The organism is Kribbella sp. NPDC051620 (assembly GCF_044453825.1).
GTDB lineage: Bacteria > Actinomycetota > Actinomycetes > Propionibacteriales > Kribbellaceae > Kribbella.
This window is the reverse complement of record NZ_JBITDB010000009.1, coordinates 260,045-285,757: the sequence shown is the minus strand read 5'-3', so window position 1 is coordinate 285,757 and position 25,713 is coordinate 260,045. Positions and strand designations below refer to the sequence as shown.

Here is a 25,713-nt window from a genome sequence, read left to right as displayed (position 1 = left end):
GAGCGATTCGCTGCAGGTACCTGCAAGTGGATCAGGCAGTGATGCGATCGATCACCAAAGGCGTTGGTGTGTAGGAGTCCGAGATCGTGAGCGCGTCCGTGAGGGACTCCAGGGCGCGGTCGAAGCGGGTCGCGTCGTCGGCATGCAAGGTCAGTAGGGGCTGGCCTTCGGTGACCTGGTCGCCTGGTTTGGCGTGGAGTTCGACGCCGGCGACCGGGGAGACCGGGTCCTCCTTGCGGGCGCGGCCGGCGCCGAGGCGCCAGGCTGCTACGCCTACTGCCAGGGCGTCCAGCCGGGAGAGGACGCCTGAGGTTGTCGCCTTGATGACGTGTTGTTCGGGGGCGACGGGGAGCTCGGCATCGGGGTCGCCGCCCTGGGCCGCGATCATTCGGCGCCAGACGTCCATGGCGGTGCCGTCGCGGAGTTTTTCGGAGGGGTCGATGTCGGTCACGCCTGCGCCGGCGAGCATTTCAGTTGCCAGGGCAACAGTCAGTTCGATGACGTCGGCAGGTCCGCCGCCCGCCAGAACCTCGACGGATTCCCTGACCTCCAAGGCGTTTCCGGCGGTCAGGCCCAGGGGGGTGGACATGTCGGTGAGCAGGGCAACGGTCTTCACGCCGGCGTCGGTGCCCAGGGCAACCATGGTGGAGGCGAGTTCGCGGGCGTCGGCGAGGTCCTTCATGAAGGCGCCGGTGCCGACCTTCACGTCCAGGACCAGCGCGCCGGTGCCCTCGGCGATCTTCTTGCTCATGATCGAGCTGGCGATCAGCGGGATCGCCTCGACCGTGCCGGTGACGTCGCGCAGGGCGTAGAGCTTCTTGTCCGCCGGAGCCAGGCCGTCGCCGGCCGCGCAGATGACGGCGCCGACGTCTTCGAGCTGGCGCATCATCTCGTCGTTGGACAGCGCCGCCCGCCAGCCGGGGATCGACTCGAGCTTGTCCAAGGTACCGCCGGTGTGGCCGAGGCCGCGGCCGGACAGTTGCGGTACGGCGACTCCGCACGCCGCCACCAAAGGGGCCAAGGGCAACGTGATCTTGTCGCCGACGCCGCCGGTGGAGTGCTTGTCCGCGGTCGGCCGGGACAGTTTGGCGAAGTCCATCCGCTCACCGGAGGCGATCATCGCGGCGGTCCAGCGGGCGATCTCGCGCCGGTTCATCCCGTTCAGGAGAATGGCCATCGCCAGCGACGACATCTGCTCGTCCGCGACCGTACCGCGGGTGTAGGCGTCGATCACCCAGTCGATCTGGCCGTCGCTCAGCTCGCCCTTGTCCCGCTTGGTGCGGATGACGTCTACCGCGTCGAAAGACACTATTCCTCCAGTCGTTCAGGCCCGAACGCGTCGGGCAGTAGCTCGCGCAGGGGGCGGCTACCGGTGGCGGACTCGACCAGGAGAGTCGGTCCGCCGTGCTCGTGCAGCAGCTGGCGGCAGCGGCCGCACGGCGTGAGCAGTTCCTCGTTGTGGTCCACGCAGGTGAAGGCGATCAGCCGGCCGCCGCCGGTGCGGTGCAGCTCGGAGACGAGGCCGCATTCGGCGCACAGGGTCAGCCCGTACGAGGCGTTCTCGACGTTGCATCCGGCAATGATCCGGCCATCGTCGACCAAGGCGGCGGCGCCGACGGGAAAACCGCTGTAGGGCGCGTACGCCCGCTGCATCGCCTGGACGGCAGCGACGCGGAGCGCCCGCCAGTCCACGCTCCCCCGCCCTGCGGGCGAGGAAGCTGGGTCGGGAGGGGATGCCTCATTCGGTGACGTAGGGCTCACCGTCCGCCTTAGGAGCTCTCACTCGGCCGACCAGGCCCGCGACGGCGATCACCGTGGCCAGGTACGGGGCCATCAGCAACAGTTCGCCGGGGATCGGGGTCTGGATGATCTGCAGCTGGGACTGGAGCTGGGTGGCGAAGCCGAAGAACAGCGCCGCGACCATCGCGCCGATCGGATGCCAGCGGCCCATGATGAGGGCGGCCAGCGCGATGAACCCGTTGCCCGCGGTCATGTCCTTGTTGAAGGATCCCGCGTACCCGACGGTGAAGAACGCGCCGCCGAGCCCGGCCAGGATGCCGGCCGAGAGCACCGCGGAGTACCGGACGCGCTTGACCTTGATGCCGACCGTGTCGGCCGCCTTCGGGTGCTCGCCGACCGCGCGGACCCGCAGGCCCCAGCGGGTCTGGAACAGCACGAAGGTGACCACGGCGACCGCGATGTAGGTCAGGTACACGAGCACGGTCTGGTGGAACAGGATGGGCCCGAAGAACGGGATGTCGCCGAGAACCGGGATCTTCACCGCGGACAGCACGTGCGGCGTGTTCAGCTTGGCGGCGTCCTCCTGCAGGAACTGGTCGTACAAGTAGCCGGTGAGGCCGGAGGCGAAGACCACCAGGACGACACCGAGCACCACCTGGTTCACCAGGTACTTGATCGAGAACACGGCCAGCAGCGACGCCATCAGCACACCGGTCACGGCCGCGGCGATCAGCGCCGCCGCCGAGCTTCCCGTCGTACTGGAGACGACCGCCGCCGTGAAGGCGCCGACCAGGAACTGGCCCTCGATCGCGATGTTGATGACGCCCGCGCGCTCACACAGCACCCCGGCCAGCGCGCCGAGGATCAGCGGAGTGGCGAAGTTCAGCGTGCCCTGGAACTGGTTGGCCAGCGGGAAGGTCTTGCCCGCCGCGGCCCAGCACAGGAACGCCCCGATGAAACAGATCCCCAGTACCGCGGCCAGCCACGCCGCGTACTTCGTCGGCACCCGGCGCATCACGTACGCCACGGCTGCCACCAGGCCCAGCGCGCCGAGCAGGATGGCGACCGGTTGAGCCGGTACGCCGACCAGGTTGTGATCCAGGTCGCCGGACACCAACTGGAAGGTGGCCTTGCCGCCCTTGGTGGCGATCGCCAGCCCCAGCCCGATCAGGGCGAAGACGACCATCAGGCCGCCGACGCGCAACCGGCGGGTCCGCTCGGCCGGCGCCTCGATCGCCACCGGGGTGGTCGCGTCCCGCGGCTTGTCGTCGATCTCCGTCGCGCTCATCCGTTCCAGCCTTTCGCGAGGACGGTTCCGGTGCCACGTTCCTTCGGCAGGAACCGGAAGATCGAGCGCACCAGCGCCGGGGCGGCGACGAAGAGCACGATCACGGCCTGCAGCACGGTGGTCAGGGTCAGCGGTGTCTGGGTCTGCAACTGCATCTGCAGGCCACCCGCGTTGAGGGCGCCGAAGAGCAGACCGGCCAGCACGGTACCGAGCGGCGTACCGCGGCCGAGCAGGGCGACGGTGATCGCGTCGAAGCCGACCGATGCGGCAACACCGTCGGTGAGCGGCAGATCCGTGCCGAGCACCTGCTGGGTCCCCGCGAGTCCGGCCAGTGCTCCGGCCACCACCATCGCGATGACGTACGCCCGGCCGACCGACATTCCCGCGGTCCGGGACGCGTCGGCGTTGGCACCCACGGCACGCAGCTCGAAGCCGACCGTCGAGCGGTTCAGCAGCCACCAGACGAAGGCCGCCGCGGCGAGAGCGAGGAAGAAGCCGACGTGCAGACGGGTGTCACCGAACTGCGGGTACTGCGCGTTCGCGTCCACGACCGGGCTGATCGGGTCCTCGCGGCCGGGCCGCTTGAAGGTCGTCGTGGTCAGCAGCCACTGGAGCAGGTAGATGGCGACGTAGTTGAGCATGATCGTGACGATCACCTCGTGCGCGCCGGTCCGGGCCTTGAGCAACCCGACCACGCCACCCCACAGCGCGCCACCGAGCAGGCCGGCCAGGATCGCCACGATCAGGTGGATCCCCGGCGGCAGGTGCCAGGCGAAGCCGACCCAGCCGGCCAGGATCGCGCCGATGATCAGCTGCCCTTGGGCGCCGATGTTGAAAAGTCCGGTCCGGAAGGCCAGCGAGACCGCCAGGCCGCCGCAGATGAGCGGGGTTGCCTGGGTCAACGATTCGCTGATCGGGTCGATGCCACCCAGCGCGCCGGTGGCCAGCGCCCGGTAGGAGTCTCCGACGGCGCTGAACGCCGCCGAGAAGGTGTCGCCGGGCGCAGCCCCGAAGTACGAGACCGCCGTCTTCACCCCGTCGTCGCCGATGATGATCAAGATGGCGCCGACCAGCAGCGCCAGCACGATCGCGCTCAGCGAGACCAGGCCCTGGACCGCCCAGCCCGGCAGCGGCCGGCGCTGCGAAGGCACCGGCTTGGGTGCGGTTTCCGGCACCTCGGTCGTTGTTTCGTTGCTCATCTAGATTGTTCCCAACGTGGTGGGGTTCTCGATCGCGACTTCATGCGCTTCGGTCCTGGAGGCGCCGGCCATCATCAGGCCGAGCTCGTCGCGAGGCGTGTCGGACGGGACCACGCCGACCACCTTGCCGCGGTACATCACCGCGACCCGGTCGGACAGCGCGGCGATCTCGTCGAGTTCGGTGGAGACGATCAGTACGGCGGTGCCGTGATCGCGCTCCTCGACGATCCGGGTGTGCAGGAACTCGATCGAGCCGACGTCCACACCGCGGGTGGGCTGCGAGGCGACCAGCAGCTTCAGCGGCCTGGACAGCTCGCGCGCCAGTACCACCTTCTGCTGGTTGCCGCCGGACAGCGACGAGACGGGCTGGTCGGCGCTCTGGGTGCGGATGTCGAACTCCTCGATCCGCGCGGTCGCGTTCCTCTCGATCTCGTCGGTGCGCAGCATCAGGCCCTTGCCGAACGGCGCGGACCGGAACAGGTCGAGGACCAGGTTCTCGGCGACGCTGAACGGGCCGACGAAACCGTCGTGGCCGCGGTCCTCGGGGACGTACCCGATGCCGGCGTCGAGGCGTTCGCGGGTGGAGACCCCGGTGAGGTTCTTGCCGTCCAGCGAGATGGTGCCGGCGGCGATCGGGATCAGCCCGAGCAGCGCCTCGGCGAGCTCGGTCTGGCCGTTGCCCTGGACCCCTGCCACCGCGAGGATCTCGCCGCTGCGGACCTCGAGGTCGACGTTGTCGACAGCGGTGAAGCCACGCTCGTCGATCACCGTCAGGCCCTTGATCTGCAGGACCGTGTCGCCCGGCTGGGCCGGTTCCTTGTCGACCACGAGGTCGACCGCGCGGCCGACCATCATCTCGGCCAGGCCTTCCTCGGACTCGGCCGGATCGGCCTGGCCGACCACCTTGCCGCGGCGGATCACGGTGATCTTGTCCGCGATCGCCTTGACCTCCTTGAGCTTGTGGGTGATGAAGACGATCGAGGTGCCGTTGTCCTTGAGCTGGCGCATCACCGTGATCAGCTCGTCGATCTCGGCCGGGGTGAGCACCGCGGTCGGCTCGTCCAGGATCAGCACCTTGGCGTCGTTGGTGAGCGCCTTGATGATCTCCACCCGCTGCTGGACGCCGACCGGGATGTCCTCGACCAGCGCCTCGGGGTCGACCTCGAAGCCGTACCGCTCGGACAGCTCGGTGACCAGGGCGTCGGCCTTCTTGCGGTCCAGGATGCCGCCGGGGTGGGTGTTCTCCCGGCCGAGCATGATGTTCTCCGCGACGGTGAAGACCGGGATCAGCATGAAGTGCTGGTGGACCATCCCGATGCCGTGCTGGATCGCGTCGCTCGGCGAGGTGATCCTGACCTTCTCGCCGTCGATCAGGATCTCGCCGGAGTCGGGCTGGAGCAGGCCGTACAGCATGTTCATCAGGGTGGACTTGCCCGCGCCGTTCTCGCCGAGCAGGCAGTGGATCTCACCCGGCTCGATCACCAGGTCGATGTGGTCGTTGGCGACCAGGGAACCGAAACTCTTGGTCAGACCTGAGAGCTCTAGATGCATGCGGGCATGCCCCCTTCGAAATGACTTTCAGCATTCAGACGGCGAGCCAGGAAGGGCGGCCCCGTTCGGGGCCGTCTTCCTGGCTCGCACCGTACTACGCGTTGTCGCCGGGGCTCAGGAGGCCTTCGGCTGCGCCTTGGACTCGAGGGTGATCTTGCCGCTGATGATGTCGGCCTTGATCTGGTCCAGCTCGGTCTTCAGCTCGGCCGGGACCTTGCTGTCGAAGTCGTGGAACGGCGCCAGCGCGGTGCCGCCGTTCTCCAGCGTGCCGATGAACTGCTTGTTGTCGAACTTGTTGTCGACCACTGAGGTGATCGCGTCCTGGACGGCGACGTCCATGCCCTTCTTGACGCTGGAGATCAGCACCGAGCAGTACTCCGCGGCGCTGACGCAGCCGTCGGTGTCGACCCAGATCGCGTTCACCTTGCCGTTGGTCGCCTGGGCCGCCTGCAGTCCGCCCAGACCGGACGGGCCGGCCACCGGGAAGATGATGTCGGCGCCCTGGGTGATCAGGTTCTGGCCGGTGTTCTTGCCCTTGGCCTTGTCCTCGAAGTCACCGGTGAACAGACCGGCCTGCTTGGCGTCGTCCCAGCCGAGCACCTGGACGTTCTTCGACTTCTGCTTGTTGTAGTAGCGCACGCCCTCGGCGAAACCGTCCATGAAGATGGTCACCGGCGGGATCTTGACGCCACCGAAGGTGCCGACCTTGCCGCTCTTGGACATCCCGGCGGCCAGGTAACCGGCCTGGAAGCTGGACTGGGCGGTGTTGAAGCCCAGCGGCTTGACGTTCTCGATCGGCTTGGCCGGGGCCGAGTCGACGATCGCGAACTTGATGCTCGGGTTCGCGGTGGCCGCCTTGTCGGTGGCGTCCTCCAGCTTGAAGCCGACGGCGACGATCACGTTGCACTTGGCGGCGACCATCGCGGTCATGTTGGTCGGGTAGTCGTTGTCCGACTTCGACTCGGCCTTGACCGGGGTCAGCCCCTTCGCCTTGACGGCGGCCTGGAAACCTTCGTACGACGTCTGGTTGAACGACTTGTCGTCGAACCCACCCGAGTCGGAGACCATGCAGGCCTTGAAGTCCTTGTTGGCGTCGCCGCCAGCCGTGTTCTCAGCCGGCTTGCTGCCACAAGCGGCGACGGCGAGCGTCAGCACGCCCACGATCGCCAGTCCCCGCACGTACTTCTTCACCGGATGTCTCCTTTGTCGACCAAGATCTGTCACCGGCACGCCTTCCCAGGTGCCGCATCCGCAGACTATAGGTGCGAGCCCGCCTTTCTTAGAACGGCAAAAGGGCCTCGATACCGGAAAGTGACCGGCGCGATGGGCATTGCAACGAAACTTCTGCTGACCGCCTCGGCTTCGTCACGCAGAGTGATCAAACCTGAGGGGTGAGCCATGGGTAGCGAGACGGTGATCTACAGCGGCGTCGGCGCGGATGCCGATCCGTGGCATGACTTGCCGCGGACCAGCGCGCGGCTGGCGGACGTGCTCGGTGACGCCGGGGCCTTACAGATCGTGAGCAGCGCGGATGCGTTGGCTGCGCTGCTCGACCAGGTGGGGGTGCTGGTCGTCAATGCCAGCGCGAATCGAGGTGGGCCGACGCCTGCCGATCAGCAGTTCGGGCGGCTGGTGGAGCGGTTCCTGGCCGGTGGTGGCGGGTTGCTTGCGGTGCACAGTTCGACGATCGCGTTTCCGGGGCTGCAGAGCTGGCATCAGACGGTCGGGGCGAGCTGGGAACAGGGCAGGACGTTCCATCCGCCACTCGAGCGCACGCTGGTACGGCGTACCGAAGTCAAGCACCCGATCGCCGACGGGATGGGCGACTTCTGGGTCGAGGACGAGCGGTACACGGATCTCCTGCTCGTGGATGGGATCGAGGCGCTCTACGAGCACACCCATGACGGCGTGACGCACCCGTTGCTGTGGGCGCGGGAGGTCGGCGGAGGGCGGGTCGTGTACGACGCGCTGGGTCACGACGAGCGCTCGTACGACGCCCCGGAACGGGTCGAGTTGCTGCGACGCAGTGCCGGATGGTTGCGGGGATGATGCAAGGATTGTGGGATGACGACTTCGCACAGCCTGCGGCTCGCCGACCTGAAGGCACGCGTCGACGAGGTGCGGAAAGAGGCAGTCGCGGTACGCCGTGACCTGCACGCCCACCCCGAGCTCGGCTGGCACGAAGTCCGTACGACGGAGCTGCTCACGCGGCGACTCACCGAGGCCGGGCTCTCGCCACGCGTGCTGCCGACCGGCACCGGACTGATCTGCGACATCGGCTCCGGCGACAGCTGTACCGCGCTGCGGGCCGACATCGACGCGTTGCCGGTGCCGGATGCGGTCGACGCTCCGTGGCGGTCCACGATCGACGGAGCGGCGCACGCGTGCGGGCACGACGTCCACACGGCTGCTCTGCTCGGGGCTGCCCTGGTGCTCGCCGGGATGGCCCGCGATGGAGTACTCGACCGGCGGGTCCGCCTGATCTTCCAGCCCGCTGAGGAGGTCATGCCGGGTGGTGCGCTGGGGGTGATCGCGGCGGGCGGGCTGGACGGCGTACGGCGGATCTACGGCCTGCACTGCGATCCCCGGCTCGACGTCGGGCAGGTCGGCCTGCGTACAGGCGCACTGACCGCCGCTGCCGACCGGATCCTCGTCCGGCTCACCGGTCCGGGCGGGCACACCTCCAGGCCGCATCTGACCGCAGATCTCGTGTACGCGTTGTCCACGCTCGTCACCGAGCTGCCGGCTGCGCTCTCCCGGCGGGTCGATCCCCGGGCCGGCATGTCGCTCGTGTGGGGGCGGATCACCGCGGGATCGGCAGCCAACGCGATCCCGTCCCGCGGTGAGGTGGAAGGCACGCTGCGGTGCCTGGACGTCAGTGCCTGGCGGCTCGCGGCCGAGTTGGTTCCGACGCTCGCGGAGCAGCTGGTCGCGCCGTTCGGGGTGGAGGTGGACACCGAGGTGACGCATGGCGTGCCGCCGGTGATGAACGACGCCGCCGCGATCGACGTGTTCCGTACGGCCGTCGAGCAGACGATGGGTTCCGGGGCGATCGCGCCGACGGATCAGAGCCTGGGTGGCGAGGACTTCGCCTGGTACCTCGAACACGTGCCCGGCGCGATGGCCCGCCTCGGCGTCCGGCCGGTCGGCGTCGAGACGGCCGCCGACCTGCACACACCGGGCTTCAACCCGTCGGAGGAAGCCATCGCCCTCGGCACCGGCATACTGACCGCTGCCGCCCTGCTGGACTAGCCCTCTGCTGGGCTAGCTAGAAGGTGTCGGCGGGGACGTAGACGCCCCAGACGGCGCGCAGCGCGTTGCTGACCTCGCCGACCGTGGCGCGGGCCTTGAGGGCTTCCTTCATCGGGTACAGGCAGTTGTCGTTGCCCCGGGCAGCGTTCTGGAGGTCGCTGAGGGCCTTGTCGACGGCTGCCTGGTCGCGTTCGGCGCGGAGCCGGGCGAGGCGTTCCACCTGTTGGGCCTCGATCAGCGGGTTCACCCGCAGCGGCTCGTAGGGCTCCTCCTCGGCGACGCGGTACTTGTTCAGCCCAACGACCACCCGCTCGGCGCTGTCGATCTCCTGCGCGATCCGGTACGCCGACCGCTCGATCTCCTGCTTCTGGAAGCCCTTCTCGATCGCCGCGACCGCGCCACCGAACTCCTCGACCTGGTCCATCAGCTCGCGGGCGGCTGCTTCGACCTCGTCGGTCAGCGACTCCACGACGTACGAACCGGCGAACGGATCCACCGTCGCGGTGATGTCGGTCTCGTACGCGAGCACCTGCTGGGTGCGCAGGGCGAGCCGGGCGGCCTTCTCGGTCGGCAGCGCGATCGCCTCGTCGTACGAGTTGGTGTGCAGCGACTGGGTGCCGCCGAGCACGGCCGCGAGGCCCTGGATGGCGACCCGGACCAGGTTGACCTCGGGCTGCTGCGCGGTCAGCTGGACGCCGGCCGTCTGGGTGTGGAAGCGCAGCATCAGCGACTTGGGGTTCTTCGCGCCGAACTCGTCACGCATCACCTGCGCCCAGATCCGGCGGGCCGCACGGAACTTGGCGACCTCCTCCAGCAGGGTCGTCCGGGAGACGAAGAAGAAGCTCAAGCGCGGGGCGAAGGTGTCGACGTCGAGGCCGGCCGCGACCGCCGTACGGACGTACTCGATGCCGTCGGCCAGCGTGAAGGCGATCTCCTGCGCGGGCGTCGCACCCGCCTCGGCCATGTGGTAGCCGGAGATCGAGATCGTGTTCCAGCGCGGCAGCTCGGTCTGGCAGTACGCGAAGATGTCGCTGATCAGCCGCAGCGACTCCTTCGGCGGATAGATGTAGGTGCCGCGGGCGATGTACTCCTTCAGCACGTCGTTCTGGATCGTGCCGGTGAGCTTGTCACCGGAGACGCCCTGCTCCTCCGCGACGAGCTGGTAGAGCAGCAACAGCACCGAGCCGGGCGCGTTGATCGTCATCGAGGTGGAGACCTGGTCCAGCGGGATCCCGTCGAACAGCACCCGCATGTCGTCGATCGAGTCGATCGCCACGCCAACCTTGCCGACCTCGCCGTGCGCGATCTCCGCGTCGGAGTCGTAGCCCATCTGGGTCGGCAGGTCGAAGGCGACCGACAGTCCCATCGTGCCGGCGTCGATCAGCTGGTGGTACCGCTGGTTCGACTCGGCGGCGGTCCCGAATCCGGCGTACTGCCGCATGGTCCACGGCCGCTGGGTGTACATGGTCGGGTAGACGCCCCGGGTGAACGGGTACTCCCCCGGCGCGCCCAGCTTCTGCGCTGCGTCGAACCCTTCGAGCTTCTCCGGCCCGTAGACCGCCTCGAAGTCCCATCCCGACTCGGTCTGATGACTCATCCCACAACCGTAGGCCGAACCACCCGGCCACTGGTACACACCATGCTGGTGACATCCAGCACCCCTGCGTGACCGATGTCTCGGGTAGAATCCAACTCGTCGGATTCTTACTGAGAGGAGCGGGCATGCGGCTCAGATCCAAGGGACAGCTGACGGTGCCGGTCGAGGTCCGCGAGCACCTCGGCTTGCACGAGGGCGACGAAGTGGAGTTCGTCATCCAGGGCAACACCGTGCACATCGTCCGGGCGAAGAACAACACCTCCCACGGCAGCCGGGTCGCTACCCGCCTCCGCGGTCGCGGCTCCAGCGGGATGAGCACCGACGAGATCATGGACTTGCTTCGTGGCGAGGACTGACCTGTCGCTGGTCCGGCCGCAGGCGACCCTCGTGGACGCCTGCGTCATCCTCGACCTGACGACGGATGACCCGAAGTGGGCCGACTGGTCCGCCGACGCGATCGCCGAGGCCGCCGATGCGGGACCACTCGTCATCAACCCGATCATCTACGCCGAGATCTCGGTCGACTTCACCTCCATCGAGGAGCTCGACGAACTGGTCGACGAAGCCGACCTCCGCCGTGAACCCCTGCCGTTCGAGGCCGGTTTCCTGGCAGGCAAGGCCTATCTCTCCTACCGGCGGCGAGGCGGCACCCGCCGCTCGCCACTCGCCGACTTCTACATCGGCGCCCATGCGGCAATAGCCGGTCACCGCCTCCTCACCCGAGACACCGACCGCTACCGCAGCTACTTCCCCGCCCTGGAACTGATCAGCCCCAACTAGCGGGCCTTGAACGGGTCGCTAGGGTTGATGGCCGCTTGCGGGGTGGCCCCTGGTGTTTGGGTGGTGGTTGCTGGGCGGTACCAGGCGGTTGCTTGGTGGTCATTTGCTGGTCGGTGACGCTTCGGCTGGGAATCGACGCGGTGTCACGGGAGTGTCGCCCAGGGTTCATGCGGGGTCGGGACTCTCACAGTGTGCGCATAGTGATGGTCGCCGAGTCCTTCCTGCCGCAGATCAATGGGGTGGCGAACACAGCTCGCCACGTCGCCGATCGGTTGCTGGCCCACGGGCATCAGCTGCTGATCATCGCCGCCGGGCCTGGGCCCGACACGTATCAGGGCGTCCGGGTGATCCGGGCGCGGAGCTTCGGGATCCCTGGCTACAAGGAGTTCCCGGTCGGGCTGCCCGATCCGGCGATCGAGCGGGCGATGGCGGACTTCAAGCCGGATCTTGTTCACCTGGCGTCTCCCTTCATCATCGGCGCGTACGGGCTGCGCAGCGCGCGCCGGCTCGGGCTGCCGACGGTGGCGATCTTCCAGACCGACCTGGCCGCGTTCGCCCGGCAGTACCCGTGGTTCGCCAAGGCGGACCGGGGCATCACGGCCTGGATCCGGCGGGTGCACTCGCGGGCGGACCGCACCCTCGCGCCGTCGTCTGCGTCCGTGGCTCAGCTGGTGCAGGCGGGGGTACCGCGCGTGCACACCTGGGGGCGCGGGGTGAATCTGGACCTGTTCGACCCGGCCAACCGCGACGAGCGCTGGCGCCGGGAGATCTCGCCGGACGGCAAGCCCATCGTCGGGTACGTCGGCCGGCTGGCCGCGGAGAAGAAGGTCAAGCGGCTGGCCGAGCTGGCCGAGCTCGACTGCCACCTGGTGGTCGTCGGCGACGGGCCGGACCGGGCGAGCCTGGAGCACACGTTGCCGAACGCAACGTTCCTTGGGATGCGCCGCGGTACCGACCTGGCCTCGATCTTCGCCGGCCTCGACCTCTTCGTGCACACCGGTGAACACGAGACGTTCTGCCAGACGATCCAGGAGGCACAGGCCTCGGGCGTGGCGACGATCGGGCCGGCGGCGGGTGGACCGCTCGACCTGATCCGGCCCGGCGTGACGGGATTGCTCTTCGAGCCTGGTCAGCCGGGGTCGTTGCGGCAGGCTGTCGCGCAACTGCTGGATGACCCGGTACGACGGCAGGCGATGGCTGAGGCTGGACAACGACGAGTACAGACGAGGACTTGGCCTGCTGTGGTTGACGACCTGGTGAACAAGCACTACGCCGAGGTGCTCCAGGAGGCGGCAGCCCGCGCCTCCCAGGCTCGTACGTCGCGGCGGGCCGCATGAACCTGCGGATCGCCCAGCTGGCCAACTTCGTCGGGCCGACCTCCGGCGGAATGCGGACGGCGATCGAGCATCTCGGGCAGGGCTACTGCGAGGCCGGCGCCGAGCGGATCCTGATCACGCCCGGCGAGCGAGACACCGTGATCGAGACCGAGGTCGGCACGATCGTCCGGATGAAGGCGCCGAAGGTCGGCGGCGGCTACCGGCTCATCACCGACCCATGGAAGGTGATCGAGACGCTGGAACGCTTCCGGCCGACCACCGTCGAGATCTCCGACAAGTCCACTTTGTTGCCGGTGGCAAGGTGGGCGCGCCGGAACGAGATCGGCTCGGTGCTGTTCAGCCACGAGCGACTCGACGCGATGCTGTCGCTGCGAACCGGCCGCCAGCTCGGGGTCGCGGCCGGCGTCGGTGCGCTCTATCGGCTGCTCAGCCGGACGTACGACGCGGTCGTGGTCACCTCGAGATATGCCGCGGCCGAGTTCGACGAGGTCACCACGCCACTCGTCCGGATCCCGCTCGGCGTCGACCTGGAGACCTTTCACCCGTCACTGGCCACCCCGGCCGACGACGGCGTACTCAAGCTCGTCCACGCCGGCCGGCTGTCCCGCGAGAAGAGCCCGCACCTGGCAGTCGCCACCGCGGCCGAGTTGCACAAGCGAGGCGTCAAGCTGCGGATGGACGTCTACGGGTCCGGTCCGCACCTCGACGAGTTGGTCGCGATCGCCGGGCGCGCCCCGATCACCTTCCACGGGTACGTCGACGGCCGGACCACCCTCGCCACCCACCTCGCCGAGGCCGACATCGCCCTCTCCGTCTGCCCCGGCGAAACCTTCGGCCTGGCAGTCCTGGAAGCCCTGGCCGCCGGCACCCCGGTAGTCACCGCCAACACAGGCGGCGCCCGAGAACTAGTCGACGAAACCTGCGGCCGCTGGGCACCCCCAACCCCCGCAGCCCTCGCGGACGCAGTACTGGACCTGGCAAAGGTCCCCGGCCGGAGAGCCGCGGCCCGTCAACGGGCCGAGCTCTACGACTGGGACTCCTGCATCCAGCACATGCTCAACCTGCACACCCGCCTGGCCTTGAAACGCCTGGCGGCCTGATACCGGCAGGGTCCCGGACTGCACAAAGCTGCAACCCAGTTGCGGCCAGAGGCTCCCACGTTGTAATCCTGATCCCCTCTGTCCGGCCTTCGGGGGTCTGCCGGAATCATCTGCTCTGGAGACTCGATGCGCCGCGCCCGCAAGACCGTCCTGCTCCGCTCCGCCCTGGCCGCAGCTCTCGCGGCCATCACTGTTCCGTTCATCGCCCATGCGGCCTTCGGTGGCACAGTCGCCGTCCCGGTCGTCGAGATCTTCCCCACGAGCACCGGCCTCGGGCTCACCTGGAGCTCCGTCGACGCCTCCTCCTACCGGGTCGAACGCAAGCAGGACACCGAGTGGCAAGACGTCAGCGGCTCCCTCGCCACCGCGACCACCACCTGGATCGACAAGTCCGTCGCCGCCGGCGCGACCGCGGAGTACCGCGTTGTCGCCGCGTCCGGCAGTGAGTCCGTCCCAAGCCCCACGGTCACAGCGACCCGAGTCACGGAATCACCAGCGACCGGCGACATCGACGTACTGGCTCTGGACGCCAACCGTGGCGCCGGCAGCACCTGGCTGCAAGACGAGACCGCCGCTCCGGTCACCGCCTCGCTGCCGGCCGACGGCACGCGTACTCTGGCGGCCGGGCAACTCAAGCTCAGGCTGCCGGCCTTTTTCGCCGGACCGGGCTACTACAACCTTCCCTCGCAATCAGCGGTGACGCTGACCCAGGGTGACCGCAGTTGCGAGTCAGCCGCCACGGTCCGGGTCTCGGCCGTCACGTACACCGCGGACCTCGAGCTCGAGACCTTCGCCGCTTCGCTGGCGGCGGGTACGTGTGCCGGTGCCGCTCCGGTGGCGTGGTTCGAGATCCGTTACCGCAGTGCAGTCGGCTACCAGGCTCTGTCCGTCTCCCCGGACATCATCGACTTCGGCCGAGTGATGGTCGGCAGCCACAAGGATGCCGCCCTGACGCTGAAGAACACCGGTACCGATCCGGTCCGGCTCGGCAACATGACGCTCACCAGCTCAGTCTCGTGGACAATCACCAACCACTGCGACCCGGTACTCGCCCCCAACGAATCCTGTCAGGTCACCCTGAGATTCGAGCCGGCCTCGGTCAACGGGTGGCAGTCGCGGCTGACGATCGGAGACTCCACCGCGTTGTCGTCGCACCAGGTTCTGGTGTCCGGAACCGGTACCTCCCTGCCGCCGGCGCCGCAGGCCCCTGGAACCTCGCGAACGTACCAAGGCGTCACGCTCACATGGCCCACCTGGAAGAGCGCGGGCGGCACCCCGGTCCGCGGCTACTACGTTCACCGGTATCTCGACGGCGCGGAGACCACGAAGTGGGTCGACGCCGATCCGGACCAGGCCACGACGAGTTACGACGAGCTCGACCCCGCGCCCGGAACCGGGTACGCGTTGTCCATCGTCAGTGAACTCGGCGAGGGACCGACCAGTGCCCGCAGCCCGCTGACTCGGGCCACTGAACAGGTCGTCCTCACCGACACCATGTCGACGGGCCTGATGGCAGCCGGCGTCGACGGCTACGTCGTACCGCAGAACTCCGGCAGCGCGGTCGCGCCGAAGGGATCGGTCGCCGCCGCGCCGGACGGGCGGACGCTTGCCTTCGTGGAGACGACCGGCGACAAAGCGTTGTGGACCCAGCGGGTCGAGCCGGGCGGTACCGGTACGCCGGTGAAGTTGTGGACACCCCAGGCGGTGATCACGCACCTGTCGTGGTCGCCCGACGGCGCCCGGATCGCGTTCCAGGCCCCGGAGAACGGGACGCCGTGCGTGTACGTGATCCCAGCCACCGGTGGTGCCCCGGAGAAGGTCGAGTGCGACCTGAGCAGTCCGAGCTGGATGCCGGACGCCCGGACCCTCGTCGTGGTCGACCGCCGGTTCGACGGAGACGACCGGTTCGCCCGCGTCCAGGCGGCGGCGGGCGGCGCGCGGGTCGCGATCTTGCCGGTTCCGGACGCGGCCGCCGACGGGATGCCGGTCCGGGTCTCGCCCAACGGCAAGCAGGTGGCCTTCGGCGCCGGGAACGTGGTGAAGCTCGTCGATTTCAGCACTGACAAGGTGATCTCGAGCCTGCCGCTGGACGCCGCGGTCCGCTCGCTCAGCTGGAATCCGGACGGCGGGCTGCTGTTCGCCGTGACGGCCGGAGGTCAGCTGGTCCGTCTCGACAGTGAGCTCCCGAATCTCAATCCGGTAGTCCGACCGACCGGCGCAATCCGCGGCGGGCAACTCGATCTCGCCTGGCAGCGGCTCGGCCTGGCGATCGCCCCGACGCCGGCTGTCGTGGGGACCCGGACGCCGATCGTCTTCGACGCCTCCGCGCTGCTCGCCGGAACGAAGTTCACCTGTGCCGTGGGGTGGTCCGCGGCGGTCGCGTGCACCTCGCCATACACCGCGACAAACCTGTCCTCGGGCGAAAACCTCGTGGTGGTCACGGCCACCGAGCCGGACGGCCGGGTATCGACGGCCTATCGGACGATCACCGCTGACGCGACCGGGCCGGTAGCTCGTGTGACCGGCCCCGCGTACCAGTCCGCCGTGGCGGCCACGGCGAAGGTGACCGTGGCGGCCACCGACACCAGCGGCGTGGCGTGGTACGACGTGCGGTACCGGCGGGCCTCCTTCGCAGGGCCGTACAGCAGTTACATCCAGCCGTGGACGAGGACGACGGCGACCTCGATGACCCTGGCGGTCGCGGCCGGTTACGAGTACTGCGTGTCGGTCCGGGCCACGGACAAGTTCGCGAACGTCGGCGGATGGAGTGCTGAGCGGTGCTTCTCGCGACCGTTGGACGACCGGTCGTTGACCATGGCAACGAGCGGCTGGGCACGGGTTTCGTCGTCGAGGTTCTACTTGGGGACCGGCACGCAGACCAAGGCCTCCGGGGCGGCGCTGACGCGGACCGTGCAAGGCAAGCGGTTCTTCCTGATCGCCACCCGGTGCTCCACCTGTGGTTCGGTCGCGGTCTATGCCGGCAACAGGTACCTGACCACCGTCAACCTTGCCTATCCGACAACTCACTACCAGGTGGTGCTCGGGCTGCCGGTGCAGAGCACCCTCTTCAACGGCACGCTGACCCTTCGCACGGTCTCCACCGGCAAGCTTGTGCAGATCGACGGACTCGCGGTCGGCCGTACCTGACCGGGCACGCCGGACGCCCTCGCACCAGGGAGGGCGTCCGGTCGAATATCAGGTCAGGTGGTCGTAGTCGCCGCGGGCCCAGGCTGCGTGGCGGTCGGCTGAGAAGCGGACGACTGCTCGGGCACTGACTGGGATCGAGGCGCCGAAGTTGCCGTAGAGGCGGTCGTAGTCGAAGACGTCCAGGGCCTTGGCGACCCGGTCGACGACGGCGCCGGACAGCGGGATGCGGTTCGGGTAGCTGCGCATGAAGCTCACGGACGTACGGTCCGGGTTGGCGAAGAGGGTGTCGCCGGCCAGGATCACTCCCTTGCCCTCGGCCCCTTCCGCCCAGTGCACGACCGCGCTGCCCGGGAAGTGCCCGCCCGGCTGGATCAGCGTGACGCCGGGCAGCAGGTCGAGCGTGCCCGACCAGGTCTTGATCGCCTCGTCGTCGCGCGCCACCCACTGCTTGTCGGCCTCCGAGACATACACCGGTACGCCGCCGAGCCGCTTGCTCCACTCGACCTGTACGCCGTACATGTGCGGGTGACTCGCAATGATCGCCTTCACCTGGCCCAGCGCTCGTACCTGCTCGACCGCCTCGTCATCGAGGTACCCGATCGGGTCCCAGAGCAGGTTGCCCTCGGCCGTCCGGACGAGCATCGACTGCTGCCCGATCCCCGCGCTGGGCGTCGAGGTCACGCCATGCAGACCGGGCTCGACCTCCTTGACGTCCACCTTGTACCCGGCGGCGGACAGCGCCTCGAGCGTGGTCCAGTGCTGCCCGTCGGCGGGCACCCACTGCCGCTCGTCCGCGCAGATGGCGCACACCTCGACCTGCTCGGAGTGTTCTACCGCACAGGTCTCACAAATCCAGAAACTCACTGTCGTCCCCTCTCCTGTTGTCACCGATGCCCACGCTAGGCCCGGAAAGGCTCGTCAGCACGGGCCAATGTGCCTCCGGGGGCGCGGTCCACTGGATCGTCCGGCTTCAACCGCGCTTGAGGTCAACCGGTCTGAGATCGCGGTGAGTGATCGCTCACGATCCGTCATCCCGCACCGTCCCGAGAGCGATGTCACACGGGAGCGGCACTGTGGCGGGGCGGGCCGGGGATAACATCAAGAACGGCCTGGTTCCCTGCCGGGCCGAGCCGATCGCGGCCCCTTTTGCTGAACTGACGCCCCGGAGTCGCCGCGCCACCGGCTCTGGTCTGTCGTCCGATCGGAGGATCGGTTTGCCCAGCAAGCCAGTCGGCACCCTGTACCGCGGCCACGAGGGCATGTGGTCGTGGGTGGCGCACCGGATCACCGGCGTCGGGATCTTCTTCTTCCTCCTCGTGCACGTGCTCGACACCGCCCTGGTCCGGGTCTCCCCCGAGGCCTACAACGAGGTGATCGGCACCTACAAGAACCCGGTCGTCGGCCTGATGGAGGTCGGCCTGGTCGGGGCGATCCTGTTCCACGCCTTCAACGGCATCCGGCTGATCCTGATCGACTTCTGGGCCAAGGGCCCGCGGCACCAGCGCAAGCTGATGATCGGCGTCGGCGTCGTCTGGGTGCTGCTGTTCGTGCCGTTCGTGATCCGGCACCTGAGCCACGTCTTCGGCGGGGAGTGACCATGTCAGAGATCGCAGCCCCGCGCTCGTCGAGCCGGTCCCGCACGCTCAAGGGCGGCGGCCGCAACCGCTCCGGCCAGACCAACTTCGAGCTCTACAGCTGGCTGTTCATGCGGCTGTCCGGCATCGCCCTGGTCGTCTTGGTGCTCGGCCACCTGTTCACCAACCTGATGCTCGGCGGCGGCATCACCGCGCTCGACTTCGGCTTCGTGGCCGGCAAGTGGGCCAACCCGCTGTGGCAGGTCTGGGACCTGCTGATGCTCTGGCTGGCGATGCTGCACGGCACCAACGGGCTGCGCACGATCATCAACGACTACGCCGAGAAGGACCAGACCAGGTTCTGGCTCAAGGCGCTGCTGATCACCGCGGCGATCGTGATCGTCGTGCTCGGCACCCTGGTCATCTTCACCTTCGATCCCTGCCTCGACCCCAGCTCCACGCTGACGGTCTGCAAGTAAGGACAGTTCAAGATGCAGCGGCATCAGTACGACGTAGTGATCGTGGGCGCGGGTGGCGCGGGCATGCGCGCGGCGCTGGAGTCCAGCAAGCGCACCCGGACCGCGGTGCTCACCAAGCTCTACCCGACCCGGTCGCACACCGGCGCGGCCCAGGGCGGCATGTGCGCCGCGCTGGCCAACGTCGAGGAGGACAACTGGGAGTGGCACACCTTCGACACGGTCAAGGGCGGTGACTTCCTGGTCGACCAGGACGCCGCCGAGGTGATGTGCCGCGAGGCCGTCGACGCGGTCCTCGACCTGGAGAAGATGGGCCTGCCGTTCAACCGGACGGCCGAGGGCAAGATCGACCAGCGCTTCTTCGGCGGGCACACCCGCAACCACGGCGAGGCGGTCGTCCGCCGGTCCTGCTTCGCCGCGGACCGGACCGGCCACATGATCCTGCAGACGCTGTACCAGCAGTGCATCAAGCAGAACGTGGAGTTCTTCAACGAGTTCTACGTGCTCGACCTGCTGATGGTGGCCGGCAAGGCGACCGGCGTGGTCGCGTACGAGCTGGCCACCGGTGAGCTGCACATCTTCAGCGCCAAGTCGATCGTGTTCGCCTCCGGCGGCTTCGGTAAGGTCTTCCGGACCACCTCGAACGCGCACACGCTGACCGGCGACGGGATGGGCATCGTCTGGCGCAAGGGCCTGCCGCTGGAGGACATGGAGTTCTTCCAGTTCCACCCGACCGGCCTGGCCGGACTCGGTGTGCTGCTGTCGGAGGCTGCTCGCGGTGAGGGCGGAATCCTGCGCAACAGCGACAACGAACGCTTCATGGAGCGGTACGCGCCGACGGTGAAGGACCTCGCGCCGCGCGACATGGTGGCCCGCGCGATGGCGAACGAAGTACGGGAAGGCCGTGGTTGTGGGCCCGACAAGGCCTATGTGATGCTCGACCTGACCCACCTCGAGCCGGCCCACATCGACGCGAAGCTGCCGGACATCACCGAGTTCGCCCGGACGTACCTGGGCGTGGAGCCGTACACCGAGCAGATCCCGGTGTTCCCGACCGCCCACTACGCAATGGGCGGCATCCCGACCAACATCAAGGGCGAGGCGCTGGCCAACAACGAGGACGTCATCCCCGGCCTGTACGCCGCGGGCGAGGTCGCCTGCGTCTCGGTGCACGGCGCCAACCGGCTCGGCACCAACTCGCTGCTGGACATCAACGTGTTCGGCCGGCGAGCGGGGATCGCGGCCGCGGAGTACGCCGAGACCGTCGACTACGAAGAGCTGCCGGACGGCCCCGAGACCTTCGTGGTCGAGCTGATCGAAGGCATGCGGAACGCGACCGGCACCGAGCGGGTGGCGGCGATCCGGACCGACCTGCAGGCGACGATGGACATCAACGCGCAGGTGTACCGGACCGAGGGCTCGCTCAAGCAGGCTTTGACCGACATCGAGGGCCTCAAGCAACGATTTGCCCAGGTTTCCGTGCAGGACAAGGGCAAACGGTTCAACACCGACCTGCTGGAGGCCGTCGAGCTGGGCTTCCTGCTCGACCTGGCCGAGGTGCTGGTGGTGTCGGCGCTGGCCCGCAAGGAGTCCCGCGGCGGGCACTTCCGCGAGGACTACGACAAGCGTGACGACGTGAACTTCATGCGGCACACGATGGCCTACCGGCAGATCGATGCCGAAGGCAACGTCAATATCCGATTGGACTACAAGCCGGTCGTGCAGACCCGCTACAAGCCGATGGAGCGGAAGTACTGATGGACGTCAAGGTCAAGATCCTTCGGTACAACCCCGAGGTGCTCGACGAGTCCGAGTGGGTCACCTATGCGGTCACCCTTCAGCCGGGCGACCGGGTGCTCGACGCGCTGCACAAGATCAAGTGGGAGCAGGACGGCACGCTGACGTTCCGCCGGTCCTGCGCGCACGGCGTCTGCGGCTCGGACGCCATGCGGATCAACGGCCGCAACCGGCTGGCCTGCAAGACGCTGATCAAGGACCTGAACCCGGACAAGGAGATCACCGTCGAGCCCATCAAGGGCCTGCCGGTGCTCAAGGACCTGGTCGTCGACATGGAGCCGTTCTTCGACGCGTACCGCTCCATCATGCCGTTCCTGGTCACCGACGGGCACGAGCCGAGCCGCGAGCGGATCCAGTCGCAGGCCGACCGGGAGCGCTTCGACGACACCACCAAGTGCATCCTCTGCGCCGCCTGCACCACGTCCTGCCCGGTCTTCTGGTCCGACGGCCAGTACTTCGGTCCGCAGGCGATCGTCGGCGCCCACCGGTTCATCTTCGACAGCCGGGACGAGGGCACCGAGCAGCGGCTGGAGATCCTGAACGACAAGGAGGGCGTCTGGCGCTGCCGGACCACCTTCAACTGCACCGAGGCCTGCCCCCGGGGCATCGAGGTCACCAAGGCCATCCAAGAGGTCAAACGAGCCCTGATCTTCCGCCGCGTCTGATCCGGTTGCAACCGAACCCGCTCCCCAGGAGTCGTGCAGGGAAAGAGCACCCAACTGGGGAGTGGTGATGGCTGACGACGAGTCGGTGCGCGAACTGTACGAAGGGTGTTACCGGCGGCTGGTCGGGCAGCTGTTCGCGGTGTGCGGGAACCGGGCTGAGGCCGAGGAGGCCGTCCAGGAGGCGTTCGTCAAGGCGGTGGAGAAGCCTCGGCGGTTCGCCCAGCTGGACAATCCGGAGGCATGGCTTCGTACGGTCGCGCTGAACGTCGTCCGCGGCCGGTACCGCCGGGCGACCCGGTTCCACGGGTTGCTCTCGCGTCAGCCCGTACCGGCGACGACCACCGCCGGCCTCTCCGCCGACCGGGTCGCGCTGGTCGAGGCGCTGCGGCAACTCCCGTACGAGATGCGCGAAGCGATCGCCCTGCACCACATCGTCGATCTTCCGATCCGTGAGATCGCGGCCCAGCTCGGCGTCGCCGAAGGGACCGTCAAAGCGCGGCTGTCCCGCGGCAGAGCCCGGCTGGCCCCGCTGGTCCACGAGTTCGCCGACGACGCCGAGGAGGAGGTCAACCATGTCTGAACTGAAGGAACTCTCCTGGGAAGTCCAGGAATCCGTCCAGCCACTCCCCTTCGAGGAGCTGGAGCGCCGCGGTGTGCGCCGCCGCCGTCGCCGCCGGCTGGCGGTGGCCGGCGTCGGAGCGATCGGTGTCGCCACTGTTGCCGTGGTGGCCGCACTGCTGCCGTTGGGAAACCCCACTGGCTCCGAGCAGCCCCCCGTCACCGGTCCGACGACGCCGATCGTCGTCGACAAAGCGGCGGAGAGCCTGGTCCGCGGGCCGGCGCGACTGCAAGAGGTCATCTTCGCCTCGCCCACCAGTTGGGTGGCGACGTGGGACGGCTCGGCGTATCCCAAGATGCGCTACGCGGCCGTACTGAGCCGCGACGGGGTCCGGACGACCACTCCGGTCCGGGACATGTGGTTCTCGGCGCTCAAGATCGGCGACGACCCGGTCGCGGTCGTGGGGCCCAAGGGCGACGGGGACCAGAAGGACCCGAGCTGGGCGCAGGCGCTGATGGTCCGGCTGACGGCCCACGGCAAGGTCGAGAAGAAGCTGCGCTGGGCCGCCCCGACGACGACGTTCGGGCCGAACGAGGTCCTCACCTACGAGGTGATCCACGAACACGTCCCGCTGATCCTCAACCCGGACGACGGCACCCTGCGCGAGCTGGAGATCCCGGGCAAGAACTTCCTGTCGGCCCCGGTCCAGGACAGCACCGGCCGGTGGTGGTTGATGGGCGACAAGCAGAACAAACAGGGCCAGATCTTCTGGACCGACGACGGCGGCCGGAACTGGAACAGGTCGGCGGCGGATCCGGACGAGGGGATCGGAGGGATCGGGGTCAGCGACAACGGCAACACCGCGATCGCCTTCGGCATCGGCGACTCCGAGAACGTGACGCTGAAACAATCGACCGACCACGGGAAAACCTGGACGACCAGTGACCCCCGGGAGCGGACCTGGAGCAGGCCTCCGGTGGCTCTGAACGATGGCAGTGTCGTTTTGCTGGACAAGGAGAAGGTCGTTCGGCTGGACGGCAGTTTGCTGGCCACCGCGCCGAAGGACAGCGTCGAGCTGCGCGGCGGTGACAGCCTGCTCTACACCACGATCCAGAACCGCGACGGTCTGACGACCGGGATCGCCACCAGCACCGATCTCGGCAAGACCTGGAAAACGTTCATGCCTCGCTAGGGGTGCATCCTCGCGCCCTTGAGGATTTTGTCCACTGCGTTCTTCGGTCCGTACAGGGCCAGCCCGACGAGGTCGAGCTGGCCCTGCTGGACTGCTTTGACGGCGGCGCGGTTGTCGCGGTCGTTGCCGGTAGCAAACAAGTCCTGGGTGAAGACGGAGATGGTCAGGCCGCGACTGAGCGCTCTTTGGTGGGCGGTAGCCATGAACTCCTTGGCCCCCTCGAAGACCAGCACCGGCTGGCGGAACATCGGCAGGTACCGGGTCCCGTCGGCATCCTCATAGGGCTCACCCACCAGCTCGGGTTGGGTGGCCGCGATGCCGCTGACCAGGAACGCGGTGACGTTCAGCCGTTGCCAGGTGGGGAGGTCGTCCCGGAGCAGCACGGCGAGCTTGGTGTCGAAGCGAATCGGTTCGTTGTCCACAGGCCCCAATCTGCCGTCGCCGGCGGGCTGGGGTCTTGTACGTTCTTAACCGAGAGCCTTGGTCAGCAGCTTCAGGAAGGTGCTCCGCTCGGCCGGTGACAGGCGGCCGATCGACCCACCCAACACGTCGTCGAGCAGGCCGGCACCTTCGGCCCGGATCCGTTCGCCTTCGTCGGTGAGGCGATGCCGGACGGCACGACCGGGGCCCTGGACACGTTCCAGCAGGCCGCGGGCGATCATCCGGGTCGCCAGGGAGCCCATCGACTGGTCGGTCTGGAAGGTCAGCTGGGCCAGGTCGTGGAGGGAAGCGTCGGGGTGCTCGTGCAGGCGGCGGAGGACGTCCCATTGGGGAAGGGAGATGCCGAGTGGCGCGAGCAGTTTGGTGGCCTCGGTGTGGTGTTGCCATTGGAGGCGTTTCACGGCTATGCCGATCTCCTGCAGAGTCACGCGCATCAGGTTACCAGGTTGTTTATATAAGGATATTGATCTAAGGTTCCTTATATGATTTCCTACACCGCTCAGGGCACCGGCCCGAACGTTCTTCTTCTGCATGGTGGGGGTGGGCCGCAGACGGTGGCCGGCTTCGCCGAGCTGCTTTCCGCCGACCATCACGTGGTCACGCCTACTCACCCTGGGTTCGGGGGAACGGTGCGGCCGGCCGGGCTGACCACCATCGCGGGGCTGGCCGCGGTCTATGCAGAGCTATTGGATGAGCTCCAGCTGACCGAGGTGACAGTTGTCGGCAACTCGATCGGTGGGTGGATTGCGGCGGAGTTGGCCTTGCTGAGGGCTGATCGGATCAAGGCCGTCGCGCTGGTCGACGCCGTAGGGATCGAGGTTGACGGGCATCCGGTGGTGGACTTCTTCGCGCTCGACTTCCCGACGATCGCGAAGCTCAGCTACTTCGACCCGGAGAAGTTCAGGATCGATCCGGCCGCGCTGCCGCCGGCGGCGCAGGAGTTGATGGCTGGGAACCGGGCCACGCTGGCCGTGTACGCGACTTCGATGACTGACCCGACGCTGCGCGAGCGGCTGGCCGGGATCAAGGTGCCGACGCATGTGATCTGGGGTGACTGCGACCAGATCGCCGATGCCGAGTACGGGCGTGCTTTTGCTGACGCGATTCCTGGTGCGACTTTTGAAGTGCTCAAGGACACCGGGCACATGCCGCAGTTGGAGAGTCCGGAGTTGCTCGCTTCAGCAGTACGGCGGGTTGCTGGTGATCGCGGTGGCGACGCGTAGGAACAGGTTGAAGAGCCGGTAGAGATTCGGCATCGGCGCCTCGACCATGATCGTGCGGTCATCGGTGCGGGTGACGCCGGGAATGGCCGGCAGGTGCGAGGCGACCGATGCGTTCTGCCAGCGCACGGCCAGCCGGTGAGCGCTCCGGCTGACCGTCGGGGTCGTCCTCGGCGTGCGGACAGCAGTCTCGACGCCGGTCTCGATCGCGGCGCGCGCCTCGGCGACCGGTACGAGCTGAGCGGCAAAGCGATCCTTGGCGAACTTCACCGGTACGACCGCCACCGACGAGTCCCACTCGGTCATCTCAGCGCAAGCACTGTCGTCGCCGGTCAGCAGTGCCACCGGTACGCCGTAGGCCGCGGCCGTCGCATGCAGCAATCCGATCTCGCCCACCGGGCGATCGTCGAGCCAGATGTCCTCGATCTCGTGGCCCATGAAGCTGTGGCTGAGCACGCCGAGGACACCCGCGCGGGCATGAAAGCCGACGCAGACCACGGCGTCGTACTCCGGCCCGATCCCCTCGATCATCCCCATCGGCTTGGGCCGGCCCTTGATCAGCGTGACCCGGGGATCGAGCTGGTCCGGCAGCAGATTGCGCATCGGCCCGTGAGCGTCGTTCACGAGAACCGACGACGCCCCACCCGCGAAGGCCCCGCGAACGGCCGCGTTCACGTCCTCCGTCATCATCACCCGGCCGCGCTCGTAGTCCCGCCCACCGGGCTGGACATCCTCCGCGTCGACGAGCCCCGTGATGCCTTCCATGTCTGCGCTGACGTAGACCCTCATAGCCCGAGC

General features: G+C 68.0%; 25 protein-coding genes. 14 read left to right on the top strand and 11 right to left on the bottom strand.

Annotation, left to right across the window (positions count from 1 at the left end; genetic code table 11):
* Positions 1-31: 31 nt before the first annotated feature.
* From ACIA12_RS37970 to ACIA12_RS37945, 6 genes are all read right to left on the bottom strand, one after another.
* A complete protein-coding gene (locus ACIA12_RS37970; protein ID WP_396372306.1) occupies positions 32-1,312 on the bottom strand; it encodes a thymidine phosphorylase in 1,281 nt (426 codons plus the stop codon).
* Entirely contained in the window at positions 1,309-1,692 is a 384-nt protein-coding gene (locus tag ACIA12_RS37965; protein ID WP_396372297.1) for a cytidine deaminase, read from the bottom strand. Before ACIA12_RS37965 ends, ACIA12_RS37970 begins: the two co-directional genes overlap by 4 nt.
* Before the next feature lie 46 nt (positions 1,693-1,738).
* Positions 1,739-3,028, bottom strand: coding sequence for an ABC transporter permease (locus ACIA12_RS37960; RefSeq protein ID WP_396372296.1), 1,290 nt, complete (start codon positions 3,026-3,028; stop codon positions 1,739-1,741).
* Positions 3,025-4,227 (bottom strand): ABC transporter permease, encoded by a 1,203-nt coding sequence (locus ACIA12_RS37955; RefSeq protein WP_396372295.1) that lies wholly within the window; start codon positions 4,225-4,227, stop codon positions 3,025-3,027. Before ACIA12_RS37955 ends, ACIA12_RS37960 begins: the two co-directional genes overlap by 4 nt.
* Positions 4,228-5,778, bottom strand: coding sequence for an ABC transporter ATP-binding protein (locus ACIA12_RS37950; RefSeq protein ID WP_396372294.1), 1,551 nt, complete (start codon positions 5,776-5,778; stop codon positions 4,228-4,230).
* A 114-nt stretch (positions 5,779-5,892) separates the two neighbouring features.
* Entirely contained in the window at positions 5,893-6,969 is a 1,077-nt protein-coding gene (locus ACIA12_RS37945; RefSeq protein WP_396372293.1) for a BMP family protein, read from the bottom strand.
* Positions 6,970-7,176: 207 nt separating this feature from the next.
* On the opposite strand from ACIA12_RS37945, the gene ACIA12_RS37940 reads away from it, so the two are divergent.
* Positions 7,177-7,827: a ThuA domain-containing protein gene (locus tag ACIA12_RS37940; RefSeq protein WP_396372292.1), complete on the top strand. Its 651-nt coding sequence runs from the start codon at positions 7,177-7,179 to the stop codon at positions 7,825-7,827.
* A 15-nt stretch (positions 7,828-7,842) separates the two neighbouring features.
* Positions 7,843-9,030, top strand: a complete 1,188-nt coding sequence (locus ACIA12_RS37935) for an amidohydrolase (protein ID WP_396372291.1) — start codon at positions 7,843-7,845, stop codon at positions 9,028-9,030.
* Between the two features lie 16 nt (positions 9,031-9,046).
* Here ACIA12_RS37935 and ACIA12_RS37930 read toward each other — a convergent pair whose 3' ends face one another.
* Positions 9,047-10,627: a methylmalonyl-CoA mutase gene (locus ACIA12_RS37930; RefSeq protein WP_396372289.1), complete on the bottom strand. Its 1,581-nt coding sequence runs from the start codon at positions 10,625-10,627 to the stop codon at positions 9,047-9,049.
* 125 nt (positions 10,628-10,752) lie between these two features.
* Between ACIA12_RS37930 and ACIA12_RS37925 the strand changes: the two genes are divergently transcribed.
* The 5 genes from ACIA12_RS37925 (at position 10,753) to ACIA12_RS37905 (ending at position 16,991) form a co-directional block, all read left to right on the top strand.
* Positions 10,753-10,983, top strand: coding sequence for an AbrB/MazE/SpoVT family DNA-binding domain-containing protein (locus ACIA12_RS37925; protein ID WP_396372288.1), 231 nt, complete (start codon positions 10,753-10,755; stop codon positions 10,981-10,983).
* Positions 10,970-11,407, top strand: a complete 438-nt coding sequence (locus ACIA12_RS37920) for a type II toxin-antitoxin system VapC family toxin (RefSeq protein ID WP_396372286.1) — start codon at positions 10,970-10,972, stop codon at positions 11,405-11,407. Before ACIA12_RS37925 ends, ACIA12_RS37920 begins: the two co-directional genes overlap by 14 nt.
* Positions 11,408-11,598: 191 nt before the next feature.
* Positions 11,599-12,744, top strand: coding sequence for a glycosyltransferase family 4 protein (locus ACIA12_RS37915; protein ID WP_396372284.1), 1,146 nt, complete (start codon positions 11,599-11,601; stop codon positions 12,742-12,744).
* Complete coding sequence (locus ACIA12_RS37910; RefSeq protein ID WP_396372283.1) at positions 12,741-13,844, top strand: glycosyltransferase; 1,104 nt, start codon at positions 12,741-12,743, stop codon at positions 13,842-13,844. The genes ACIA12_RS37915 and ACIA12_RS37910 overlap by 4 nt, the downstream gene beginning before the upstream one ends.
* A gap of 126 nt (positions 13,845-13,970) precedes the next feature.
* A complete protein-coding gene (locus tag ACIA12_RS37905; protein WP_396372281.1) occupies positions 13,971-16,991 on the top strand; it encodes a choice-of-anchor D domain-containing protein in 3,021 nt (1,006 codons plus the stop codon).
* 48 nt (positions 16,992-17,039) lie between these two features.
* On the opposite strand, the gene ACIA12_RS37900 is transcribed toward ACIA12_RS37905, so the two are convergent.
* On the bottom strand, positions 17,040-17,855 hold the full coding sequence (locus ACIA12_RS37900) for an MBL fold metallo-hydrolase (protein WP_396372280.1): 816 nt from the start codon (positions 17,853-17,855) through the stop codon (positions 17,040-17,042).
* A 395-nt stretch (positions 17,856-18,250) separates the two neighbouring features.
* On the opposite strand from ACIA12_RS37900, the gene sdhC reads away from it, so the two are divergent.
* From sdhC to ACIA12_RS37870, 6 genes are all read left to right on the top strand, one after another.
* Entirely contained in the window at positions 18,251-18,586 is a 336-nt protein-coding gene (sdhC, locus tag ACIA12_RS37895) for a succinate dehydrogenase, cytochrome b556 subunit (RefSeq protein ID WP_396372305.1), read from the top strand.
* A 2-nt stretch (positions 18,587-18,588) separates the two neighbouring features.
* On the top strand, positions 18,589-19,044 hold the full coding sequence (locus ACIA12_RS37890; protein ID WP_396372279.1) for a succinate dehydrogenase hydrophobic membrane anchor subunit: 456 nt from the start codon (positions 18,589-18,591) through the stop codon (positions 19,042-19,044).
* A 12-nt stretch (positions 19,045-19,056) separates the two neighbouring features.
* Positions 19,057-20,799, top strand: a complete 1,743-nt coding sequence (gene sdhA, locus ACIA12_RS37885; protein WP_396372277.1) for a succinate dehydrogenase flavoprotein subunit — start codon at positions 19,057-19,059, stop codon at positions 20,797-20,799.
* Positions 20,799-21,503: a succinate dehydrogenase iron-sulfur subunit gene (locus ACIA12_RS37880; protein ID WP_396372276.1), complete on the top strand. Its 705-nt coding sequence runs from the start codon at positions 20,799-20,801 to the stop codon at positions 21,501-21,503. The genes sdhA and ACIA12_RS37880 overlap by 1 nt, the downstream gene beginning before the upstream one ends.
* Before the next feature lie 67 nt (positions 21,504-21,570).
* Complete coding sequence (locus tag ACIA12_RS37875) at positions 21,571-22,083, top strand: RNA polymerase sigma factor (protein WP_396372274.1); 513 nt, start codon at positions 21,571-21,573, stop codon at positions 22,081-22,083.
* Positions 22,076-23,254 (top strand): WD40/YVTN/BNR-like repeat-containing protein, encoded by a 1,179-nt coding sequence (locus ACIA12_RS37870; RefSeq protein ID WP_396372272.1) that lies wholly within the window; start codon positions 22,076-22,078, stop codon positions 23,252-23,254. Before ACIA12_RS37875 ends, ACIA12_RS37870 begins: the two co-directional genes overlap by 8 nt.
* Here ACIA12_RS37870 and ACIA12_RS37865 read toward each other — a convergent pair.
* Positions 23,251-23,676, bottom strand: a complete 426-nt coding sequence (locus tag ACIA12_RS37865; RefSeq protein ID WP_396372270.1) for a DUF2000 family protein — start codon at positions 23,674-23,676, stop codon at positions 23,251-23,253. The two genes, ACIA12_RS37870 and ACIA12_RS37865, sit on opposite strands and share 4 nt — an antisense overlap.
* Positions 23,677-23,721: 45 nt before the next feature.
* Positions 23,722-24,129: a MarR family winged helix-turn-helix transcriptional regulator gene (locus tag ACIA12_RS37860; protein WP_396372268.1), complete on the bottom strand. Its 408-nt coding sequence runs from the start codon at positions 24,127-24,129 to the stop codon at positions 23,722-23,724.
* Positions 24,130-24,177: 48 nt separating this feature from the next.
* On the opposite strand from ACIA12_RS37860, the gene ACIA12_RS37855 reads away from it, so the two are divergent.
* Positions 24,178-24,918, top strand: coding sequence for an alpha/beta fold hydrolase (locus ACIA12_RS37855; RefSeq protein WP_396372267.1), 741 nt, complete (start codon positions 24,178-24,180; stop codon positions 24,916-24,918).
* Here the strand turns inward: ACIA12_RS37855 and ACIA12_RS37850 are convergent.
* Positions 24,874-25,704: a M55 family metallopeptidase gene (locus ACIA12_RS37850; protein WP_396372265.1), complete on the bottom strand. Its 831-nt coding sequence runs from the start codon at positions 25,702-25,704 to the stop codon at positions 24,874-24,876. The two genes, ACIA12_RS37855 and ACIA12_RS37850, sit on opposite strands and share 45 nt — an antisense overlap.
* Positions 25,705-25,713: the final 9 nt, after the last annotated feature.

Excerpts from the sequence above, each read along its gene's own strand:
- ACIA12_RS37960 (WP_396372296.1), bottom strand. The coding sequence starts at position 3,028 with ATGAGCGCGACGGAGATCGACGACAAGCCGCGGGACGCGACCACCCCG.
- ACIA12_RS37955 (WP_396372295.1), bottom strand. The coding sequence starts at position 4,227 with ATGAGCAACGAAACAACGACCGAGGTGCCGGAAACCGCACCCAAGCCG.
- ACIA12_RS37950 (WP_396372294.1), bottom strand. The coding sequence starts at position 5,778 with ATGCATCTAGAGCTCTCAGGTCTGACCAAGAGTTTCGGTTCCCTGGTC.
- ACIA12_RS37940 (WP_396372292.1), top strand. The coding sequence starts at position 7,177 with ATGGGTAGCGAGACGGTGATCTACAGCGGCGTCGGCGCGGATGCCGAT.
- ACIA12_RS37935 (WP_396372291.1), top strand. The coding sequence starts at position 7,843 with ATGACGACTTCGCACAGCCTGCGGCTCGCCGACCTGAAGGCACGCGTC.
- ACIA12_RS37930 (WP_396372289.1), bottom strand. The coding sequence starts at position 10,627 with ATGAGTCATCAGACCGAGTCGGGATGGGACTTCGAGGCGGTCTACGGG.
- ACIA12_RS37925 (WP_396372288.1), top strand. The coding sequence starts at position 10,753 with ATGCGGCTCAGATCCAAGGGACAGCTGACGGTGCCGGTCGAGGTCCGC.
- ACIA12_RS37910 (WP_396372283.1), top strand. The coding sequence starts at position 12,741 with ATGAACCTGCGGATCGCCCAGCTGGCCAACTTCGTCGGGCCGACCTCC.
- ACIA12_RS37905 (WP_396372281.1), top strand. The coding sequence starts at position 13,971 with ATGCGCCGCGCCCGCAAGACCGTCCTGCTCCGCTCCGCCCTGGCCGCA.
- sdhC (WP_396372305.1), top strand. The coding sequence starts at position 18,251 with ATGTGGTCGTGGGTGGCGCACCGGATCACCGGCGTCGGGATCTTCTTC.
- ACIA12_RS37890 (WP_396372279.1), top strand. The coding sequence starts at position 18,589 with ATGTCAGAGATCGCAGCCCCGCGCTCGTCGAGCCGGTCCCGCACGCTC.
- sdhA (WP_396372277.1), top strand. The coding sequence starts at position 19,057 with ATGCAGCGGCATCAGTACGACGTAGTGATCGTGGGCGCGGGTGGCGCG.
- ACIA12_RS37880 (WP_396372276.1), top strand. The coding sequence starts at position 20,799 with ATGGACGTCAAGGTCAAGATCCTTCGGTACAACCCCGAGGTGCTCGAC.
- ACIA12_RS37875 (WP_396372274.1), top strand. The coding sequence starts at position 21,571 with ATGGCTGACGACGAGTCGGTGCGCGAACTGTACGAAGGGTGTTACCGG.
- ACIA12_RS37870 (WP_396372272.1), top strand. The coding sequence starts at position 22,076 with ATGTCTGAACTGAAGGAACTCTCCTGGGAAGTCCAGGAATCCGTCCAG.
- ACIA12_RS37860 (WP_396372268.1), bottom strand. The coding sequence starts at position 24,129 with ATGCGCGTGACTCTGCAGGAGATCGGCATAGCCGTGAAACGCCTCCAA.
- ACIA12_RS37855 (WP_396372267.1), top strand. The coding sequence starts at position 24,178 with ATGATTTCCTACACCGCTCAGGGCACCGGCCCGAACGTTCTTCTTCTG.
- ACIA12_RS37850 (WP_396372265.1), bottom strand. The coding sequence starts at position 25,704 with ATGAGGGTCTACGTCAGCGCAGACATGGAAGGCATCACGGGGCTCGTC.